Origin of the sequence: Enterovibrio nigricans DSM 22720 (assembly GCF_900167155.1) — a bacterium.
In the GTDB taxonomy this organism is placed as follows: domain Bacteria; phylum Pseudomonadota; class Gammaproteobacteria; order Enterobacterales; family Vibrionaceae; genus Enterovibrio; species Enterovibrio nigricans.
This window is the reverse complement of record NZ_FUXU01000048.1, coordinates 1-18,274: the sequence shown is the minus strand read 5'-3', so window position 1 is coordinate 18,274 and position 18,274 is coordinate 1. Positions and strand designations below refer to the sequence as shown.

The following is an 18,274-nucleotide window of genomic DNA, read 5'->3' as shown; positions in this document are numbered from 1 at the left end:
ACTATAACTGTGCATCTAGTGCACTATAATATTGTATGCTACGGGTGATGGGCGCGGTTAGGCGGTTACTAGAAAATGGCCACGTCGCAATAAAATGCCTTACATGGCCACGAGCGCAAAGGGCGGTTTAATCCGCCGTTAAAACTCCCAACGTTCAGTTTTTCCAGCGGATGAGGAGTGTAAAGCCAATTCCAGCGCATAAATTACCTTGACGGCATCATAGGTATCAACAGGTGACGCTTCGCCATTGAGTATTGCGCGCGCTAGTTGCGCAAATAATTCGCTGTAACATCCGACATCTAACTCAATTTCCTTCTCGGTGACGTTGTCACCTACCTCCAGCTTGCTGGTGTGTTGTTGGCGACCAAACTCAGGGTAGGTTACTGTTACGCCGTCACAAAGCTGTTGCTCTTGGATGTCTAAGCCATGGCAAGAAAATGTCGCTTTGTCGCCCTGAACCACAAACCGGGACGTATTACCGGAGCGATAAGGGCTGGAGTTTAATATGACCTCTTTATCTGCGTAATGCAGCGTCATATGAAAATAATCGACAACGTTTGATTCGGGGCGCATTGCTTTGCACTGTGCAGTAATTGACTGAGGCTGGCCGAAGAGGAAAAGGGCCTGGTCAACAAGATGGGCCCCTAAATCGTAGAGAACGCCAGAGCCGTCTCCCGGTAATTCACGCCAACGGTCTCTGACCTCAGGACGGAATCGATCGAAGTTGGATTCAAATACGCGTACATTGCCAAGTTCGCCGGATTCAATCAGTGATTGGACGGTAAGAAAGTCGCCATCCCAGCGTCTGTTTTGGTAGGGACAGAGGATTTTACCTCGCGTATTTGCCAATCTCAGAAGATCAAGACCCTGACCGCTTTTGACGACGAAGGGCTTCTCAAGCAATACATGACAATCGGCTTCCAAAGCCTGTCTAGCGTAGTCATAGTGAGTATGGTTTGGTGTTGTAATGACGACAAGATCGAGATCCGCTTCGCTCAGCATTTCCTCTATGGTTGCATAATAACTTGCTGTGGGGAGGTGTTCAGCGACGAGGTCACGCTTGGATGAAACAACGGCAACAGGCTCGAAGTCGGGCAGTACAGAAAGAAAAGGCAGATGAAAGGTTTGAGCTGAAAAACCAAAACCAACAATTCCCGTGCGAATCATTTGTCGATCCTTGTGATTATTTTAAGTGATTTCACTATAGAAACTATATGTTATCAGCGTTGTGCTGTCATCTGGTGACAACGTAGTAAAATTAAGGAATCGGTTGAAAAAAAAACCTCAAGAAGAGGGCGTTTTTATAGCGAAATGGTTAGGCTAAAACGACAGGATATGCGTTATCAGGGTGCGGAATAACGCTTACCGGCCATCCATACACCGCTTCTATGTTATTCGGTGTGATAACCTCTGACGGTGAACCCTGTGCCACAATATTGCCATTATTCAGCATAATAATCCTGTCTGCATACTGCGCAGCAAGGTTTAGATCGTGGATCACTGCGATCACCGCAGATCCATTTTCCGCCAGTTCTTTTGCCAGTTGTAACGTCTTATGTTGATGACCAATATCCAGTGCTGAGGTTGGTTCATCAAGCATTAGGACTGTATCTCTCGGGGATTTTGCCAGTTGCGTCAATACTCGCGCCAAATGAACGCGCTGTTTCTCGCCGCCAGACAAACTTGGGTATAAGCGATCAGCAAGATGGGCAACATCCGTGGTTTGCATCTTCAGTGTCGCTATCTCAGCGACTTCAGCTTGAGAAGCACTCAGCGCTAATCCACCCAACTCGACGACTTCACGAACTGTAAACGCGAATGTCAGACTACTGTATTGCGGCAATATGCCGACAGACTGTGCCAAATCCGACATTTTCCATGCTTCTGACGGTTTTCCGTAAAAACGCAATTGACCGTTACATTGCCATTCACGGCTGATCAGCTTTAGAAGGCTACTTTTTCCCGTACCGTTCGGACCGAGAATGATCGTTAATTCTCCCGTGTTAAATTTGGCACTGAAATTTTCCAGTAAAATTTTGTCGCCTAACGTCAGTGAGGCATGTTTAATTTCAACGCTCATTAAGCCAGTCGACCTCGTTGTTTAAGCAGCAATGCTAAGAAAAATGGGGCACCAATTGCCGCAGTGATAATACCTACAGGGATTTCCAGCGGCGCAACAACGATGCGTGCAACCATGTCTGATACGAGTAGCACCAAACTGCCTAACAGTAGTGAAACGGGAATCAATGTACGATGATCTGGACCCGTCAGCATGCGTCCAATGTGTGGAACAACCAGGCCAATAAATCCGATTACACCTGACAACGCGACAGTAATGCCTACACCTGCTGCAGTCAGTAATATCAGGTTGCGTTTTAGCTTTTGAACATCAATGCCGAGATGCCGTGCTTCAGCTTCACCAAGAAGTAAGGCATTCAATGGCTTTGCATTTCTCTGGAACAAGAACGCGAGAATGAACAATGAAGCATAGGCAAGGGCGATGGAATCCCACGATGCACCGGCCAAGGAACCCATGGTCCACAACGAGAGATCTCGAAGAGCTTGGTCATCAGCAAAAAAATTCAACAATCCCATGCCTGCACCCGCAATTGCCCCTAAAGCAACACCGGCTAAAAGCATAATCGTAACCGATGTACCGTTGCTGCTGGTTCCCATGTAGTAAATCGCAAACGTGGCTAACGCACCGCCGATAAATGCAAATACGGGAACCGTTCCAAGTACAAGAAAAGCGGTGTTGCCAATGATGCCGCCAAACAACACGATGGCGACGGCTGCCCCCAAAGATGCACCTGCAGATACGCCGATGATGCCAGGATCCGCCAAAGGATTGCGGAAAAGCCCCTGCATGGCAGTACCGCACATGGCGAGAATTCCGCCCACTGCGATAGCAAGCAGAGTTCGGGGCAAACGCACTTGTTGGATAATCACGGATATATAAGAAGGTAATTCTGAATCCAATGGAAGCAGCGCTTTTAGACTGTCGACAAAGCCGATGTTCATGGGGCCAAGGGTAATGGAACTCACTACCGCGATATACAGCAAGATCGTCGCTACAACCATTAACCAGCGAGCGGGTACACGACGAGTCAAAATATCGTTCATTTGAATTCCAATTACTATTTCGCGTTAAAGCGTTCGTTGAGCTCAGTCGCCAAATCTAAGCTTGCCAATCCAAATCCACCAAGGATTGAATAGCCAGAAATTGTGATGATATTGCCGTTTTGTACCGCAGGTGTGGCGGCAAGAAGCGGTTGCTGTTCAATCACTGCGTCGATTCCACCGATTTGCTCCAGCGTTCGCTCTGAAATCAGGATGTATTCAGGCTGCATTTCTACAATTGATTCTGTAGATAGGGGTTTGTAGCTGCTGGTCTCTTTTGCTGCTGGGTTAACACCGCCAGCAAGCTCGATCACGGTATTGACTGTTGTTTCGGCACCCGCGACGGTTAAAGGACGGCCATCAGATAGCATCATAAACATGACACTCGGCTTGTCGGCAGGTTGGGCGGCGCTTAATGCGTTGATTTGGTTGGTAACGTTTTGTTTGATTTCCTCGCCTTTTGCCTCGGTGTGAGTGATTTTAGCAACAGCATCGACGCGTTGTTTGAAGTCCTCTAACGTGTTGCCAACAGGAAGTGCTTTAACTTCAACACCTGCAGATTTAAGCAGTTTTAATGTCGTGTCTGGGCCCATGTCGGGGGAACCAAGTAGGTGCGTTGGGCTAAGCGCAAGCAGGCCTTCAGCCGCTAATTGACGGTGGTACCCAAGCACAGGGATATCACGGTCACCTAAGTAGTGACGACTGGTTAAGTCAATCGCGACAACATCTTTGTCGGCGCCGAGTTCAAAAAGCAATTCGGTGACAGTAGAGCCTGCACTGATAATACGTGTTTCGTCAGCCTGAGAAATAGGGCTCAGTAGCGCGGCAAGGGCCAAAGCCGCCGCTTTAATTGGGGTATTCATCATTATTCTTCTTCCATTACGATGTTGGTTGCGTTGATGTTGTTGTTCTGCATAAAGGCCAACACTTTCAGCATGCTTTCAACGTTCGCTTGCTTATCTGCCGCGATAACAACCGGTTTTCCAGGGTTAGCTTTAATCATTTCCAGTAGCGTTGTCGTAAACATATCCCATGAATCGACAGGCTCGCCTTGAAGGGCCCAAGCCGGCGAACCTTTGAGCACATTAATCGTAATGACCTCTTGATCAGGAGAATCAAGTACTGCGCTGTCAGTGGTCTGAGGGATTGCTACTTCCATCGTTTTTATCTGGATATTTGCGGTGAGAAGCAAAAACACCATCACGATGAAAATGATGTCCAGCAGAGGTGTCAAATCCGGTGTGAAGCTGTCACTGTCGCTTTCCGGGCGTGAACGTATCATGCGGCATCATCCATCGCAGTCGATTTCTTTACGCTGTTTGCACACGTTGGGGGGCAGTCTTTCGGGCAACAACTCCCATTTTCGTCAAAAGATACGCCAGCTAAGTGCAAGTTAAAGTGGTTAAGTACGTATTCGATTTTTGCAAGCGTACGATCTGCCCATAGACTGAATACTTGGGAGGCGGCGAGGGCAGGCAGGGCAATCAAAAGGCCCGCAGCCGTGGTTGCCATGGCAAGGCCAAGACCGCCTGAAAGCTCCGCGGGGGAAATCCCACCTTGAGAGGCGGATAGGCCTTCAAACATTTCAATCAAGCCCATTACCGTACCTAGAAGCCCAATCAAAGGACTAAGAACGCCAATGATATTCAGCAATTTCAAGCCAGCAGTAAACTGGCGACGTTTCTTTTGCAGCCAGATACTTACTGCTTCTTCACGCAGAGATTTTGTAAATTGGCGGTGGCTGATAAGCATGCAGAGACCTTGTGAAAGGGTGCTTTTGTCTTTTTGGTGCTTTTCTACGTGTGCTTCTAGTTGCTCGTCGTTGGTCAACGACAGGCTGTAAATCTCGCGCTGGAGGGCTTTACTGTGAGTTTTTGTGTTCAGGATAACGAAGACAATACGCTCAAAAATTAGCATCAGCATTAATGCAGAAAGGATCGACAAAGGCCAAGTCATGATGCCAAGTTGCGCGTGGATGGATGAGAAAAATTGTAAATCCATGATTAATCCAAATTAAAACGTACAGGAATTTTCACTCGGTGAGCCAACGGCACACCATTTTCTTCGTGGCCATTGAAACGCCACTTTTTCACTGCTGACATGGCAGCATCGTCTAAAACATCAAAGCCCGATGATTTTGCAATCGTTTGTTTTGTTTGATTGCCTTGGTCATCAAGCCAGACTTCAATCAGCACCGTGCCTTGCATTCCTTTATGCTTGGCAATTCTTGGATAGTTAGGTTGAGATGGACGGACTTTGAACGTCGGTCTATCAACCAAAATAGGGGCGTTATCCTTCGCCTGATTCATTTGCACCTCAGAAGTGACTTCCTGTTTCTTTTCTTCAGGTTGTTTCTCTTCTGGCTTTTCTTTTTTCTTTGGCTCGGGCTTCTTTTTAACAACCTCCTTTTTCTTCACCTCTTTTTTGGGTTTCGTTGGGGTAGGCGTCGGTTTTATTTTCGGCTCAGGTTTCGGCTCAACCAGCTTGGGTTGCGTCTCCATGACGGGTTTATCAACCACGGTCTCCTCCGGTGTGGGAGGTTCTTTTATCGGTGGTTTGTTCTGTACCACGGGGTCAGGTTGAACCTCTGGCTCAGGCACGGGCTCAGGTTTTGGCGGAGCGGCGGCGATAAGCTGGATAGCAACACGGTTTCCCGGTTGCGAATCATTCAACGCGAATTGAGGGGGGGGCTGTTGGGCCGATAGTGCCAGACTATGCAGAGCGACAGAAACGACACCACAAACAACGTACCGTCGAGCGTTCACACTCTCTCCTGAGTAGTAAATCTTATAAAACTGGGTTCATTATGCACGAAATAAAAATGAGATCAATTATCAGTTGCATTATCGTTCATTATGAATATGATTGAAAACACTTGAAAACAGGCCGTTGAGTGGCGCTGTTGTCTGTATAAGGTCGTTTCAGGCAATGAACTTTGATTTAAGCAACGTCGATCTGGTTGGTCAGAACACACCAGACCCGCTTCGTTTTGCATTTCAGCGTAAAAAAAGTGCACATGCTGGCGGCATGATGCATGCGGTAAAAGGCGATGATATTCAGTCGTCTTTAGAGCTCGCTCACGCTACCGTTCCAAGCAATTCTTTCGCACCACGATGCCTTTATATTCATATTCCGTTTTGTCGTGTGCGTTGTACCTATTGCAACTTCTTCCAATATGCGTCAAGCACTGCATTGATGGATAACTATGTAGATGCGTTGCGCCGAGAGATTCATTGGAAAGCGGCTCAGCCTTGGGCTCAAGCTGCACCTTTCCAAGCGGTTTATATTGGTGGCGGCACCCCGACAGACATCAGCGGTGAACAAATCCGTACGATCGTTTCTGAAATTCGTCGCCTATTCCCATTGACGCCAGATTGTGAAATTACGCTAGAAGGCCGCATCAACAAGTTTGGTATGGACAAATTCGAAGCCGCTCTCGAAGGGGGTGTAAACCGTTTCTCATTTGGTGTTCAAAGCTTCAATACTAAAGTCCGTCGTAGTGCTAAACGACTCGACGATCGCGAAGTCGTGATAGAAAGTATTCAGAAAATGGCAGCGTATAACGCGGCACCCATCGTACTGGATCTACTCTACGGATTACCTTATCAAACGATGGATATTTGGCAGGAAGACTTGAATGATTTCTTGGAGACAGGCGCACACGGAGTTGACTTGTACCAGCTGATCGAAATGCAAGGTCTGCCAATGGCGAAGATGGTTGAGCAGGGTAAACTGCCACATCCCGCAGATACCCAAATGAAGGCAAGCATGTTCGAAATGGGTGTGGATTTCATGGCGAAACACCACCTCAAACGTCTGAGTGTCAACCACTGGGCTTCTGATAACCGTGAGCGCAGCACTTATAACTCTCTGGCTAAGACAACCGCTGAAATTATGCCGTTGGGCGCGGGCGCGGGCGGCAATGTGAATGGCTGCCAGATGATGCAAACGCGCGATATGGATACCTACATCGCTGCGATTAACGAGAATCGTTACCCTGTCACCATGATGACCATGGCCCCCGCCAATCGTGCCGTCGCTGCAGAAATTAAATCAGGCTTTGATGCAGGCGTGATGGCGCAGTTTAAGCTGGATCGCGTGGCAGGCGAAGGGACCTTTGACGCATTGACGCCGCTGTTTCAAGCGTGGGAAAAGAACGGTCTTGTCTATCTTGAAAAGAGTACGTCAAGACGTGGGTATTTGAAACTCACGTTGGCAGGTCAGTTCTGGGCGGTCACGTTGGCGCAGAACCTGATTGAAGTAATACAAAATTCGCAACAAAACGCGGCAAGTACCGCTGCTTAGGAGTAACACTAGGATGCAACAAGCAATCATCGTGTCGGAAGAAACCAAACAACGCGTAGCCGAGTTCCTAGCACAGGACGAGCACACGCCGGTATCAAGCATGGCTGAAGCCATGAAGCTGACTGAAGGTGAAATCACCCTCGCACTACCATCAAGCATGGTTGCGCGTACAGAAGGCACTCTGGCACAAAATATCCTGGAAGCGATGCCTGCATGGGGCAAAGTGACGACCATCGTTCACTCTGGTGGTTCAGTCTTTGAATTCAAAGCGAACTTCCCGAAAGGTAAAGTGCTGCATGGCTACTACAACCTGATGGGTCGCGAAGGCCAACTGCATGGTCACCTTCGCTTGGATCTGGTTTCTGACATCGTATTCGTCAGCAAGCCATTCCGTGGAACCGAAAGCCACTACATCGGTTTCTACGACAGCACAGGTCACTGTGTATTCAAGATTTACCTGGGTCGCGACAAGAAACGTCAGTTGTTCCCAGAACAAATCGAACTGTTTAATGCCATGAAGCAGGAGTTGGCAAAATGATCGATAAGGCAGAACGTCTACAAAACCGTCTAGGCCCTGAAATTCAGGAGTTTCGTGATTCGCGCAATACGCTGCAACTCGGAACGGTAGATAAAGAAGGAAAACCACACACGAGTTACGCACCATTTGCGTTCTCTGAAATGGGTTATTACATCTTGGTTTCTGATCTGGCAACTCACGGCCAGAACCTGAAGAACAGCAAAGCGGTTTCAATCATGATGATTGAAGACGAAAGCGAAGCACGTTCAATCTTTGCACGTCGTCGTCTGTCATTTGACACCAATGCAGAGCACATCGAGCGCGATTCTGAACAGTGGGTTGCAGCGATTGAAGTGATGCAAGCGCGTCTGGGCGAGATGATCGAAAACCTGAGTTCACTGGGCGACTTCAACCTTTACCGTTTGAACCCAGTTATGGGTCGCTACGTGAAAGGCTTCGGGCAAGCGTTCAACGTTTCAGGTGAAGACATGCTGTCTGTTATGTACTTGGACGAAGGCCACGTGAAGCAGATGAAAGAAGATAACGCGAAATAATCGCCTTCTAATTCTATAAGGCTCTGCGGCCGCAGAGCCTAATCCCAATCCATATAAAAACACTAATTTTTCGTGCTGATACCAGTGCGAAAGGCTTTCTTTTGCCTTTTTTACGAGTAAAACAGATGACAATTAAGAAAAACAAGCTGGCGCTATTGGTGGGACTTCTGTGCGCCGGAAGTGCCAATGCACAGGAAGTGTATACCTTTGACGAAGTGGTTGTATCAGCAACCCGTACTGAACAAAACATCAATGACGTTGCGGTATCCGTAGACGTGGTTGATGGCAAAGCAATGGAAGAGAACCTGGCTCAAGACCTATCTCAAGCTGTTGCCTATGAGCCGGGCGTTTCTATGCCAGGTACAGGCCGTTTCGGCAATTCAGGCTTCAATATTCGTGGCCTGAGCGAAAACTACGTAAAAACCGTTGTTGATGGTGTTGAACAACCTTCTTCTTACGACCCAGGCGCAGACGTAATGCGCAAATACAACAACACGGTAGAAACGGATACGCTGCATCGCGTTGAAATCAACAAGGGCCCATCTTCAAGCCTTTACGGAAGCGACGCGCTGGCTGGCGCAGTCATCATTCGTACTAAAAATCCAGAAGATCTGCTTGAAGCTGAAGGCGATGATACTTACGCCGCAGTGAAAACCGGTTACTACAGCGCAGACGAAAGCTACAAAGCAACGGCAACGTTGGCAAACCGCACTGGCGACCTAGAAACGCTGTTGATCTTCACTCACCGTGACGGTCATGAAACAGCAACTCATGGCAGCGGTGCAGACATCGAAGGCCGTGACCGTGGTCAAGCAGATCCTTTCGACATCAACTCTGACAACCTGCTGGCAAAAGCGTTCTATCAAATCAATGAGAATCACCGTATCGGTGTAACGGGCGAGATCTTTAACCGTGAAGCGGACGGTCAAATCCTGTCGAACGAAGGCTACGAAATGATGCCGGGCTTCACCTACACACGTAACAGTGCGCAGGACGAAGACAGCCGAAAGCGTATTTCTTTTGAACACAGCTGGCAGGCAAACAATATCGCGTTTGACCACTTGAAGTGGCAATTGACTGCGCTCGAAAGCGACACGAACCACAGCACGTTTGATGAAACACCATCTAACGGTTACCGTAACCGCATGCGTAACGGTGTCGATCGCAGCAACCAATTCGATGCGCAGTTCGACAAAGCATTTGAGCTAGATAGTAGCTACCACGAAATCAGCTACGGCGTTAACTACATCACTAACGAGTTTGAATTGGATTACCGCGACTTCTATCTGGAAGGTAAAAAAGCGGGTACATCAGTAGATAAAACCGGTGAAGTGCCAAACGCAGAATCAGTGAAGTGGGGCGTCTACATTCAAGACCAAGCGTTCTTTATGGACGAGCAACTGGTTGTGAATGCGGGTCTGCGTTACGACAACTTTGAAGCAAAACCAAAGAATTCTACCGAGCACAAAAACTCTAAAAGTGACGCCGTCACTGCGAAGTTGGGCGCAGTTTACCACTGGACTGACTCGGTAAGCAGTTACGCGAACGTTAGCCAAGGCTTTAAGTCACCAACGCTACAAGACTTGTACTACTTTTACGAGACAGATGCTGCGATGGGTGCTGTGTTCGAAGCAAACCCGAACCTGAAACCAGAAGAAAGCATGGGTTATGAAACCGGTATGCGCTTCAACTACGAGTTCGGTCGTATTGATGTGTCTGTGTTCTATAACGATTACACCAACTTCATTGAGTCTCGCAAAACTGCTGAAGACAATGGTGAAGGGAAAGAGGTGTGGACGAAAGAGAACATCAGCGACGCAGAAATCTATGGTGCTGAGCTGAAAACTCAATTCGCACTGGATGTGCTGGTTGGCGCACCGAAAGGCATGTACACCGATATGAGCTTGGCTTACGCGAAAGGCGAAGACAAGCAAAATGGCGAAGCGATTGACTCTGTTGCACCGCTAACAGCCCAATTTGCACTTGGTTACGCTGAGCCACAAGGCACTTACGGCGGCAAAGTTGTGGTTAAAGCGGTTGCTGGCAAGTCTGATTCAGACTGGAGCAATGCAAACGGCGTGGATAACGTGAAAGCATCAGGTTACGCCGTCACAGATGTTACCGCATACTACCGTCCTATGAACGACTTTACGGTTCGCGCGGGTCTGTTTAACGCATTCGATAAGAAGTACTGGGAATACTCTGACCTGTCTGGCAAAGAAGCCGATGACCAAGGACTTGATCGTCGTACTCAACCTGGACGTAACTGGGGTATTGAAGCCGAGTACGTATTCTAACAAAGTGATACATACCCAGCATCTTCAGATGGCTTGGGTATAAAAACACCCCGGACTGCTGGGGTGTTTTTGGTTCTGTTAGGGGGGAGTTGAATGTATACCCAAGCGATACACGTGGTGCATTAAGCATTCATCGCCGTATCGGTTGGGTATACACTCAAATAGATATACATGAAAATGAAAAGAGACGAAGACACAGTGAGTAATGGTGCTTTAACTACGCTATCGACGAGATGGCTAATAGAACAGGCAAAAAAGCAGAAGAAACGCTTGATTGCCGCCAATCTTATCGCGATTTGTGCAACGCTTATCAGTGTGCCCATCCCGCTTTTGATGCCACTCATGGTTGATGAAGTGCTGCTGAACAAACCGGACAAAGGCATCGCATTCTTTAACCACTTTTTGCCAGAATCTTTGCAACAGCCTGCCAGTTATATTGTCTTGGTACTCTTGATGGTTATCGTCATGCGCATCGCAAGCCAGGCGTTGAACATTTGGCAAAGCCGCCAGTTTACGATGGTCTCAAAATCGATTACGTGTTACGTACGCCAACAGCTTTTGGACAAGCTTGGACGTGTGAACATGAAAGAGTTCGAAGAGCGTGGTAGTGGTGGTATAAGTTCGCATTTGGTGACGGACGTCGAAACCATAGACTCGTTTTTGGGTAACAGCCTAAGCCGCTTTGTTGTTGGCGTGCTGACGGTATTCGGCACCGCGATTATCCTGCTTTGGTTAGATTGGGCGCTTGGCCTGTTCATTCTTCTGGTAAATCCAATCGTGATTTTCCTGTCGCGTAAGATGGGTCAGCGTGTTAAACATCTTAAGCGTGCTGAAAACCAATCATTCGAGCGTTTCCAACAGCGTCTGGTTGAAACGTTGGAAGGTATCTACCAACTACGAGCAGCGAACCGCGAGCGTGCCTATTTAGATGTTCTCAAGAATGATGCGGAAGCCATCCGCCATGATGCAGACAAGTACGCGTGGCAATCAGAAGCGGCAGGACGCGTATCTTTCCTGATGTTTCTACTGGGCTTCGAGCTTTTCCGAGCGGCCGCGATGTTGATGGTATTGTTCAGTGACCTGACAATCGGACAGATCTTTGCGGTATTTGCGTACCTTTGGTTTATGCTCAGTCCAATTCAAGAGCTGTTAGGTATTCAATATGCTTGGTTCAGCGCGTCGGCGGCAATGAAACGTTTGAATAGCTTATTGGCGTTGGATGAAGAGCCAAAGAGTGAATCGACCAGTGACCCTTTGATCGAGCGCGATACGTTTGGCGTAGAATGCCGCAATGTTGAATTCGCATATGACAGCGAGAAAAAAGTGCTTAACGGCCTTTCTCTTTCTATTCCTGCGGGTAAACGCGTCGCATTGGTCGGGGCGTCTGGCGGTGGTAAATCGACGCTTATTCAGCTTTTGCTTGGCCTCTATCGTAAGTCAGACGGCGACATATTGATTGACGGCCAGCCGGTTGAAGATATTGGGTATGAGACACTACGTCAACATACTGCGGTCGTTCTCCAGCAACCGGTCATTTTCAATGACACGCTTCGTGCAAATTTGACACTCAATCGCGATGACTTTACCGACGAGCAACTGTGGCAATCGCTCAACATTGCGCAGTTGAGTGATGTGGTGGAGAAGCTAGAAAACGGATTAGAATCACAATTGGGCCGTCAAGGCTTGAAATTGTCAGGTGGTCAACGTCAGCGTCTCGCTATTGCACGCATGATCCTCACAAATCCAAAACTCGTGATTTTGGATGAGGCCACGTCAGCACTTGATACCGCCACTGAAGCGGCGCTGCATCAAGCATTGAATAACTTCTTGCAAGGCCGTACGACGCTGATCGTCGCACACCGTTTGTCAGCGGTTAAACAAGCAGATTTGATTTACGTTCTGGAAGACGGAAAGGTCGCACAATGTGGAAACCATTCCGATTTGGTGAAAGAAGCGGGGCTTTATCAAACCCTCTATGGCAACCTACAAGCCGGATAAACACGAGGCCCTGCAGATGCAGGGCTTTTTTTTTCCTATAATATTCTCAAGAGTAAATGGAACTTTGCTGGCGAGTAATGCAATCTCGTTCCACGCTTAAAGGAGCCATTCCAAAATGTAGAGTCGGTGATGAAGGTAGTTTTAAAGTCTGAGCTTATATGTCCTCATTGCGGGCATTCGAAGGTTGAGTTAATGCCTATAGATTCAAAAGCGCAGCATTTTGAATGCGAGAGCTGCAATGAGGTGATGATGGTACCTGACGGCGTCTGCTGCGTGTTTTGCGCGTATGGCGATGCACTTTGCCCTAAATCTCAACTCAAAGGTACTTGCTCCGACACTCAACATTAATTTCCAGTTGCCGGATAAAAAACCGCCAACCAAACAGTGTCAGTATTTGGCTTCGTCCAACTGACCTTGTGTTTTGTGTTGGCAGGGATATTAATGTAGTCACCGACATGAAGTTTTACTATCTCACCGTTTTCGAACGTTAGTTCAGCCTCTCCTTGCAACACCGAGACCCATTCGTGCTCATCTTGATCATACCAACCATCATCGGGTGACCGCTGGCCGTGAGACAATATTCTCTCTATTCGTACCAACGGGTGTTTGATTAGATCGTCAAAAACTTCGGAATCTTGGGCATTTGGAAGGGAATTAAAGAGGTTTCCTTGTTCGAACATGTATTATCGTCTCCCATTAATTAACACGCTGAGGCATAAGCACTATCTGATTTTTATTTAACGACCTAGCCAGTGGAAAAAGTAGTCCGACGGGTACTTTCGTTTAGTCAAAACATTATTACTGTGATGCAAAACTACTAAATCAGTCTTGTCTCATAAATGCATCACAAATCGAAGGCGATATGAAATTACACTCAGCGCTTTAGAGGAGTATTTTTCCAAGGAGTAGCACGATGAGTGTACATATGTGGCATTGTGAAAGCTGTAAAAAAGAAACAGGGCATGAAGTAAGGGAGCAATCTCATCATAATCCTGCATTGCAGGCTCTTATCTCACCACCATCCAGTGATCATTTTCAAGACCATACCGAATGCACTTGCATTGAATGCGGGCATGTCGAGTGGGTTGACCCAGTAGATATTTTTCACGTCGATGAGCATGACTTTGGTGATTAAGTTCAACAAATAGGAAGGGGAGATAACGGAATGTCGTCTCCTTCTTATTTACATTGTAACGCACTATAACTTTAGAGCGTACGGCCTAAGTGACACCACTCAGACGTTTAAACACTACCACTAACTCCATTTACCCTCCGTGACACAAACTCTCATTGTTGTCTAAAACGGTAACAGACCCATGAAAAGTGCGTGTAATTAACGCTGACATTTTTCTTAGTTGTATGATCGTTTCATAAGTTTCTGGTGAATGGCTAGAGCCAGTGGGAATTACGTAATACTATGAAAACAAAACAACGATAAGGAATACGCTAACATGCCATTAATCGCTTGTCCGGTATGCGAAAAACAAGTTTCAAAACGAGCCCTGGCGTGTCCAGGGTGCGGAGAGCCTGACCCTTCAAGGCATCATACAAGAAATACTTGGCTTGGCCGTTTATTTTGGCTTGCAGTATGGGTTGCCATCGGTGCGCTTGTTTGGGTGAAAGTCGTGCCATTGATTATGGATTTTTTTAAGCAGTAACCGCGATTTTTAAGGGAATGTAATGAAAGCGGACTGAAAATGGCCGCTTTTTAGTCTGTTGTTTCGGGAACGCGCGCCTGAATATGTGATGACGCCCAATCAGACAAACTTAAATGGGTGAGAAGAAAGCCTGGCGACGTTTCTCCCATTGCAACTTTGAAGAATAGACTCGCTGTTTCGATGTCACCGCCAAAGCACCGCTGTATCGTTCCAATCACACCACTTTCTGTGTTTCCTTCATTCACGAGCAGCCTTACCCATTCGTATTCAAGTGAGTTCCGGTTGACGAGTGTTTTCCTTCCCAAGGTAAATGTCGTCACTTATCCTCCTTGCAGGATGAAGAAACGGTTGCATTTTGATGTAGATAGATATTAAATCTGAAAAAACTGACATGCGAAGCGAGGAAGATCGCATTTGAGCGTCTTTCCTTCGTCAAGATATGAGTACTAAAGAGATAACGTATTGATATTTATCAGCTAAGTTAACTCAATTGGTTCCGTACTTTTACAAAAACGCAGCCTGTGACGCAAAATACTTAAAAAATCGTCCTGTTATAATCGAAAAGTGGTAGTTTTTTGGCGTCGCTTTACATGGTAGTTAAGAGTTATGAAATGGATTCTGTCTGACTGGATTCGAAAGAAAAAATACGAGAAATTTTTTAATCGCGTTAAAAAAGATTTCTTCAAAAACAAAAAGTACAGACCGTATTTAGAACAGCGTATTCTCTCCACGCTGAAAAACAGTGCAGAGCAGAAACCGAAAAGGGCCACACGCATCGTGCTCGGCTGCATACGACTGTCTCTTCTCGACAAATACCTCATTGAAAATCGCTACATTCGATTCCTTGAAGACAACAGCAAAGAACTTTGCAATCAGTGCGTTTCCGGCAGCGACATCACCTACGACCCAGAAGGTCTGATCGAGAACTTCATACACAATAAGCACCGTGAATGTTCCGACTATATCCTCTCTCACATCCCAAAATACTACAAAAAAGTCGCTAAAGAACTCGGTGTTGAACTTAGCTATACACTGGATAAACACGGCGAATCAGAGATGCATGAAGATATGATCATGATTCTTTGCCATAAAAACTCTGACGCGGGATAGGGCACTCGTCTCTTTCGCCCGTATGAGATTGACCACTGACAGGCCTGTGCCTGTCTTTTTCGTTTATAACAAACATACCCCTATACTCATTTCCCAGACGGACAAGACGATTCACACCAACTACAACTGATCGTGAGCACACCACGCGTTTAGTTAAAGGATGAACGTCTAATGAAAGACATTCCATTGATAGCCACCGAGGAAAGAGCACTTAAGGTGAGTATTTTTGCGAACCTTGTCATGGCCTTTTCTGGCTGGGTTACATATTACCTGTCAGGCTCCGAAGCCTTGTTACTCGACGGCAATCTCTCGTTTATTCTGTTTCTGTCATCCATCGTCGCGTTACGATTAACACGCGTCAAAGCCCTAGTGACGGATGATTTCCCATTTGGGAAATTTGCGGGGGAGTCGATGTATACCTTGTTCAAAGGCATCATGATCCTTGGCGTATTGCTGTCATCCATTACCACTAACATCGGTAAAATTGTTGGTTATATAGACGGGGAGCCGACACCAGTACTCGTTATCGGTCCAATCATGATATATACCGTTGCCATGGTCGTTATATGCTTGGGTCTGGCTTTTTATTTCCATAGCGAAAACAACAAAGTACAAAACAACAGCATGTTACTCGAAGCAGAGACAAAATCTTCGCTTGTGGATGGGGTGCTTTCTGCTGCTATTGGTGTCGCATTGATTGCCATTGAGTTTGTCGACATTCACGGTTCGGCGGGTTTCTTACACTATATTGGCGATGCCATTGTCGTGGTACTTATGTGTATTGTAATGCTGCCACAGCCGGCGGATCTTATCCGCTGCGCCTTCCACGAGCTAATGGGGGGAAGCCTAAAAGATGAAGACGAACAACGAGAGATTGATACCACTATCCGGCAACTTCTTAGCGCGAGAGGGATTGAGTGTGAAGAATTACTCGCGATGAAGGTTGGCAGCAGCTATCTCATCATTATCTGTTTCACGGCAGACGTGTTTAAGCACAAGAGTGATGATTTGGTTGAAGTCAGAAAAGAAATACTATCAAGCTTATGTAAAACAAGAAGTTTTGTAGATTTGGAGTTGGTACTAGATTAATGTCTCTACACCACGGACTTGATCAGCTGCCAGAATCATGCACAATAACACTGTATATATAAACAGTATTATTTAAAATGCCAGCAATTCGATACCGACACAACTACAAAGCTATTGTACTTCGTCATGAAGCGATATATAAAAAAGGCCACCTTATTCCCGCTTACCTTAAAGATGGTAGCTTGGTTTACTATCCCTTTGGCGGCTTTGTAAACAGAGAAGTACTGACATACGAGCAGTACGTTAAACTGGTTTTCATCGATGGATACTGCCATTCTGATGACGACGCTGCTTGGGAAAATATCAGCAGCAAAAAAGTGCTGGGAGTATTTATGAAAGGCGAGTACTTCGTGGTGTTGAATCAAGGAAAACCCATCGTACTTCAGTGATAGGCAAGCTAGTTAAACCGTCGTAAACGTTCATTCCTGAGGGCATTTTCTTCTTTCAAAATCGGCTCTGCATCCAGTTGACGCAAGGGTCTGTCATCCCCTCGGACAAGAACACCATCAGCGATAAGTGACAGATAGCGACTGCAACAAACCCGTAGAAAGGAGGTGAAATTGCTGACATCATGATTTGCTTCCAACGATTCGAAATACAGGTTGGTGATCATTTTGTTTAACGCAATTTGATCGCGGTGAGCAATCTCTTGAAGGGTATTCCAATAGAACTGCTCAAGTCGAATGGAGGTGACAACGCCATCTATGCGCAACGAGCGTGTGTGACTTTCCCACAATGCTTTATCGGCACCAATAAACACCTGACACATATCGACCTCCTTTTCATCGTCTGTCTTATAAAGCTAGCCCTTAAAACAGTGCGACGAACTGTTTTAGCATCTCGGGATGGGCTGGCCATGCAGGAGCTGTCACCAGATTTCTGTCCGTAATGGCGTCATTCAAAGCGATATCCGCATACTCACCGCGCGCGAGATCAATTTCAGGCTTACATGCCGGATACGCTGCCAGCTTTCTGCCTTCAACAACACCGGATGCTGTAAGTAGCTGGATCTCATGACAAATTGAAGCTACAGGCTTGTTAGATTCGAAAAATTCTCTCACCAGTTTTACAACATCTTGATTTAATCGCAGATATTCCGGCGAGCGACCGCCAGGAATATATAGAGCATCATAATCCGGTTCCAATACCTCGTTGAAATTCGCATTCAATGCAAAGTTATGGCCTCGCTTTTCCGTGTATGTCTGGTCGCCCTCAAAGTCATGCACCGAGGTCGAAATTGTTTCGCCTGCAACTTTACCCGGGCACACCGCATGCACTTCATGTCCCATCGCGATCTGGTAAGACCCCGCTTCTCTAGACACTCAATAGCTATATAATTGAACAAACTATGAGGTGTTGCTATGAGCGGAAAACGCTATCCAGAAGAATTCAAAATTCAAGCCGTCCAGCAAGTCACAAAACAAGGTCATACACTCAGCTCTGTAGCTGAGCGGTTGGGTGTCAGTTACAAATCTTTGTGTGATTGGGTTAAAAAGTACGATAAGCCCGAGAAGCAGCGTAAACAAGAAGACGATCAAAGTGCAGAGATACGCCAGCTGAGGGCTGATTTAAAGCGGGTTACGATGGAAAGGGACATTTTAAAGGAAGCCGCGGTGTACTTTGCAG

The 18,274-nt window shown here is 46.8% G+C and carries 23 protein-coding genes; 12 read left to right on the top strand and 11 right to left on the bottom strand.

The window, feature by feature from the left end; all coding sequences use genetic code 11:
* Window positions 1-138: 138 nt before the first annotated feature.
* The 7 genes from B5D35_RS15595 to B5D35_RS15565 form a co-directional block, all read right to left on the bottom strand.
* Window positions 139-1,167 carry a Gfo/Idh/MocA family oxidoreductase gene (locus B5D35_RS15595; RefSeq protein ID WP_078753468.1) on the bottom strand — a complete coding sequence of 343 codons (1,029 nt, stop codon included), beginning with the start codon at window positions 1,165-1,167 and terminating at the stop codon, window positions 139-141.
* Between the two features lie 148 nt (window positions 1,168-1,315).
* Entirely contained in the window at window positions 1,316-2,080 is a 765-nt protein-coding gene (locus tag B5D35_RS15590) for a heme ABC transporter ATP-binding protein (RefSeq protein ID WP_078753467.1), read from the bottom strand.
* A complete protein-coding gene (locus tag B5D35_RS15585; RefSeq protein WP_078753466.1) occupies window positions 2,080-3,123 on the bottom strand; it encodes a FecCD family ABC transporter permease in 1,044 nt (347 codons plus the stop codon). Before B5D35_RS15585 ends, B5D35_RS15590 begins: the two co-directional genes overlap by 1 nt.
* Window positions 3,124-3,137: 14 nt before the next feature.
* Window positions 3,138-3,986: a heme/hemin ABC transporter substrate-binding protein gene (locus tag B5D35_RS15580; RefSeq protein ID WP_078753465.1), complete on the bottom strand. Its 849-nt coding sequence runs from the start codon at window positions 3,984-3,986 to the stop codon at window positions 3,138-3,140.
* Window positions 3,986-4,402 carry an ExbD/TolR family protein gene (locus B5D35_RS15575; RefSeq protein WP_078753464.1) on the bottom strand — a complete coding sequence of 139 codons (417 nt, stop codon included), beginning with the start codon at window positions 4,400-4,402 and terminating at the stop codon, window positions 3,986-3,988. The genes B5D35_RS15580 and B5D35_RS15575 overlap by 1 nt, the downstream gene beginning before the upstream one ends.
* Window positions 4,399-5,124, bottom strand: a complete 726-nt coding sequence (locus B5D35_RS15570) for a MotA/TolQ/ExbB proton channel family protein (RefSeq protein ID WP_078753463.1) — start codon at window positions 5,122-5,124, stop codon at window positions 4,399-4,401. The genes B5D35_RS15575 and B5D35_RS15570 overlap by 4 nt, the downstream gene beginning before the upstream one ends.
* Window positions 5,124-5,885 carry an energy transducer TonB gene (locus B5D35_RS15565; protein ID WP_078753462.1) on the bottom strand — a complete coding sequence of 254 codons (762 nt, stop codon included), beginning with the start codon at window positions 5,883-5,885 and terminating at the stop codon, window positions 5,124-5,126. Before B5D35_RS15565 ends, B5D35_RS15570 begins: the two co-directional genes overlap by 1 nt.
* 163 nt (window positions 5,886-6,048) lie before the next feature.
* Here B5D35_RS15565 and hutW point away from each other — a divergent pair, with 163 nt between their 5' ends.
* The 6 genes from hutW (at window position 6,049) to B5D35_RS25235 (ending at window position 13,139) form a co-directional block, all read left to right on the top strand.
* Window positions 6,049-7,425 (top strand): heme anaerobic degradation radical SAM methyltransferase ChuW/HutW, encoded by a 1,377-nt coding sequence (gene hutW / locus B5D35_RS15560; protein WP_078753461.1) that lies wholly within the window; start codon window positions 6,049-6,051, stop codon window positions 7,423-7,425.
* Between the two features lie 13 nt (window positions 7,426-7,438).
* The gene (hutX, locus tag B5D35_RS15555) at window positions 7,439-7,963 is read left to right on the top strand and encodes a heme utilization cystosolic carrier protein HutX (protein ID WP_078753460.1); all 525 of its coding nucleotides are present in this window, start codon (window positions 7,439-7,441) and stop codon (window positions 7,961-7,963) included.
* Window positions 7,960-8,496: a heme utilization protein HutZ gene (gene hutZ, locus B5D35_RS15550; RefSeq protein ID WP_078753459.1), complete on the top strand. Its 537-nt coding sequence runs from the start codon at window positions 7,960-7,962 to the stop codon at window positions 8,494-8,496. The genes hutX and hutZ overlap by 4 nt, the downstream gene beginning before the upstream one ends.
* Window positions 8,497-8,621: 125 nt before the next feature.
* Window positions 8,622-10,793, top strand: coding sequence for a TonB-dependent hemoglobin/transferrin/lactoferrin family receptor (locus B5D35_RS15545; RefSeq protein WP_078753458.1), 2,172 nt, complete (start codon window positions 8,622-8,624; stop codon window positions 10,791-10,793).
* A gap of 198 nt (window positions 10,794-10,991) precedes the next feature.
* Window positions 10,992-12,791 (top strand): ABC transporter ATP-binding protein, encoded by a 1,800-nt coding sequence (locus B5D35_RS15540; protein ID WP_078753482.1) that lies wholly within the window; start codon window positions 10,992-10,994, stop codon window positions 12,789-12,791.
* 129 nt (window positions 12,792-12,920) lie between these two features.
* Complete coding sequence (locus tag B5D35_RS25235; protein WP_078753457.1) at window positions 12,921-13,139, top strand: GDCCVxC domain-containing (seleno)protein; 219 nt, start codon at window positions 12,921-12,923, stop codon at window positions 13,137-13,139.
* Here B5D35_RS25235 and B5D35_RS15530 read toward each other — a convergent pair.
* On the bottom strand, window positions 13,136-13,471 hold the full coding sequence (locus tag B5D35_RS15530; RefSeq protein WP_078753456.1) for a cupin domain-containing protein: 336 nt from the start codon (window positions 13,469-13,471) through the stop codon (window positions 13,136-13,138). The two genes, B5D35_RS25235 and B5D35_RS15530, sit on opposite strands and share 4 nt — an antisense overlap.
* 233 nt (window positions 13,472-13,704) lie before the next feature.
* Between B5D35_RS15530 and B5D35_RS15525 the strand changes: the two genes are divergently transcribed.
* Window positions 13,705-13,926 carry a hypothetical protein gene (locus B5D35_RS15525; RefSeq protein ID WP_078753455.1) on the top strand — a complete coding sequence of 74 codons (222 nt, stop codon included), beginning with the start codon at window positions 13,705-13,707 and terminating at the stop codon, window positions 13,924-13,926.
* A gap of 316 nt (window positions 13,927-14,242) precedes the next feature.
* Window positions 14,243-14,449: a hypothetical protein gene (locus B5D35_RS25405; RefSeq protein WP_078753454.1), complete on the top strand. Its 207-nt coding sequence runs from the start codon at window positions 14,243-14,245 to the stop codon at window positions 14,447-14,449.
* A gap of 50 nt (window positions 14,450-14,499) precedes the next feature.
* Here the strand turns inward: B5D35_RS25405 and B5D35_RS15515 are convergent, their stop codons facing one another.
* The gene (locus B5D35_RS15515) at window positions 14,500-14,769 is read right to left on the bottom strand and encodes a hypothetical protein (RefSeq protein WP_078753453.1); all 270 of its coding nucleotides are present in this window, start codon (window positions 14,767-14,769) and stop codon (window positions 14,500-14,502) included.
* Window positions 14,770-15,055: 286 nt separating this feature from the next.
* On the opposite strand from B5D35_RS15515, the gene B5D35_RS15510 reads away from it, so the two are divergent.
* From B5D35_RS15510 to B5D35_RS15500, 3 genes are all read left to right on the top strand, one after another.
* Window positions 15,056-15,559 (top strand): hypothetical protein, encoded by a 504-nt coding sequence (locus tag B5D35_RS15510; RefSeq protein WP_078753452.1) that lies wholly within the window; start codon window positions 15,056-15,058, stop codon window positions 15,557-15,559.
* A 171-nt stretch (window positions 15,560-15,730) separates the two neighbouring features.
* A complete protein-coding gene (locus tag B5D35_RS15505) occupies window positions 15,731-16,648 on the top strand; it encodes a cation transporter (protein ID WP_078753451.1) in 918 nt (305 codons plus the stop codon).
* A gap of 77 nt (window positions 16,649-16,725) precedes the next feature.
* Entirely contained in the window at window positions 16,726-17,037 is a 312-nt protein-coding gene (locus B5D35_RS15500; RefSeq protein WP_078753450.1) for a hypothetical protein, read from the top strand.
* Between the two features lie 8 nt (window positions 17,038-17,045).
* Here B5D35_RS15500 and B5D35_RS15495 read toward each other — a convergent pair whose 3' ends face one another.
* Together B5D35_RS15495 and B5D35_RS15490 are read right to left on the bottom strand one after the other, a co-directional pair.
* Window positions 17,046-17,417: a ribbon-helix-helix domain-containing protein gene (locus B5D35_RS15495; protein ID WP_078753449.1), complete on the bottom strand. Its 372-nt coding sequence runs from the start codon at window positions 17,415-17,417 to the stop codon at window positions 17,046-17,048.
* Between the two features lie 40 nt (window positions 17,418-17,457).
* A complete protein-coding gene (locus tag B5D35_RS15490; protein WP_244556627.1) occupies window positions 17,458-17,970 on the bottom strand; it encodes a DJ-1/PfpI family protein in 513 nt (170 codons plus the stop codon).
* 39 nt (window positions 17,971-18,009) lie between these two features.
* On the opposite strand from B5D35_RS15490, the gene B5D35_RS15485 reads away from it, so the two are divergent.
* On the top strand, window positions 18,010-18,274 hold a 265-nt coding region (locus tag B5D35_RS15485), incomplete at its 3' end, for a transposase (RefSeq protein WP_139367783.1).

What these genes read in the sequence shown, in the direction of transcription:
- B5D35_RS15495 (WP_078753449.1), bottom strand. Translation starts at nt 17,417, where the DNA reads ATGTGTCAGGTGTTTATTGGTGCCGATAAAGCATTGTGGGAAAGTCAC.
- B5D35_RS15545 (WP_078753458.1), top strand. Translation starts at nt 8,622, where the DNA reads ATGACAATTAAGAAAAACAAGCTGGCGCTATTGGTGGGACTTCTGTGC.
- B5D35_RS15590 (WP_078753467.1), bottom strand. Translation starts at nt 2,080, where the DNA reads ATGAGCGTTGAAATTAAACATGCCTCACTGACGTTAGGCGACAAAATT.
- B5D35_RS25235 (WP_078753457.1), top strand. Translation starts at nt 12,921, where the DNA reads ATGAAGGTAGTTTTAAAGTCTGAGCTTATATGTCCTCATTGCGGGCAT.
- B5D35_RS15580 (WP_078753465.1), bottom strand. Translation starts at nt 3,986, where the DNA reads ATGATGAATACCCCAATTAAAGCGGCGGCTTTGGCCCTTGCCGCGCTA.
- B5D35_RS25405 (WP_078753454.1), top strand. Translation starts at nt 14,243, where the DNA reads ATGCCATTAATCGCTTGTCCGGTATGCGAAAAACAAGTTTCAAAACGA.
- B5D35_RS15525 (WP_078753455.1), top strand. Translation starts at nt 13,705, where the DNA reads ATGAGTGTACATATGTGGCATTGTGAAAGCTGTAAAAAAGAAACAGGG.
- hutZ (WP_078753459.1), top strand. Translation starts at nt 7,960, where the DNA reads ATGATCGATAAGGCAGAACGTCTACAAAACCGTCTAGGCCCTGAAATT.
- hutX (WP_078753460.1), top strand. Translation starts at nt 7,439, where the DNA reads ATGCAACAAGCAATCATCGTGTCGGAAGAAACCAAACAACGCGTAGCC.
- B5D35_RS15505 (WP_078753451.1), top strand. Translation starts at nt 15,731, where the DNA reads ATGAAAGACATTCCATTGATAGCCACCGAGGAAAGAGCACTTAAGGTG.
- B5D35_RS15500 (WP_078753450.1), top strand. Translation starts at nt 16,726, where the DNA reads ATGCCAGCAATTCGATACCGACACAACTACAAAGCTATTGTACTTCGT.
- B5D35_RS15575 (WP_078753464.1), bottom strand. Translation starts at nt 4,402, where the DNA reads ATGATACGTTCACGCCCGGAAAGCGACAGTGACAGCTTCACACCGGAT.
- B5D35_RS15585 (WP_078753466.1), bottom strand. Translation starts at nt 3,123, where the DNA reads ATGAACGATATTTTGACTCGTCGTGTACCCGCTCGCTGGTTAATGGTT.
- B5D35_RS15510 (WP_078753452.1), top strand. Translation starts at nt 15,056, where the DNA reads ATGAAATGGATTCTGTCTGACTGGATTCGAAAGAAAAAATACGAGAAA.
- B5D35_RS15530 (WP_078753456.1), bottom strand. Translation starts at nt 13,471, where the DNA reads ATGTTCGAACAAGGAAACCTCTTTAATTCCCTTCCAAATGCCCAAGAT.
- B5D35_RS15595 (WP_078753468.1), bottom strand. Translation starts at nt 1,167, where the DNA reads ATGATTCGCACGGGAATTGTTGGTTTTGGTTTTTCAGCTCAAACCTTT.
- hutW (WP_078753461.1), top strand. Translation starts at nt 6,049, where the DNA reads ATGAACTTTGATTTAAGCAACGTCGATCTGGTTGGTCAGAACACACCA.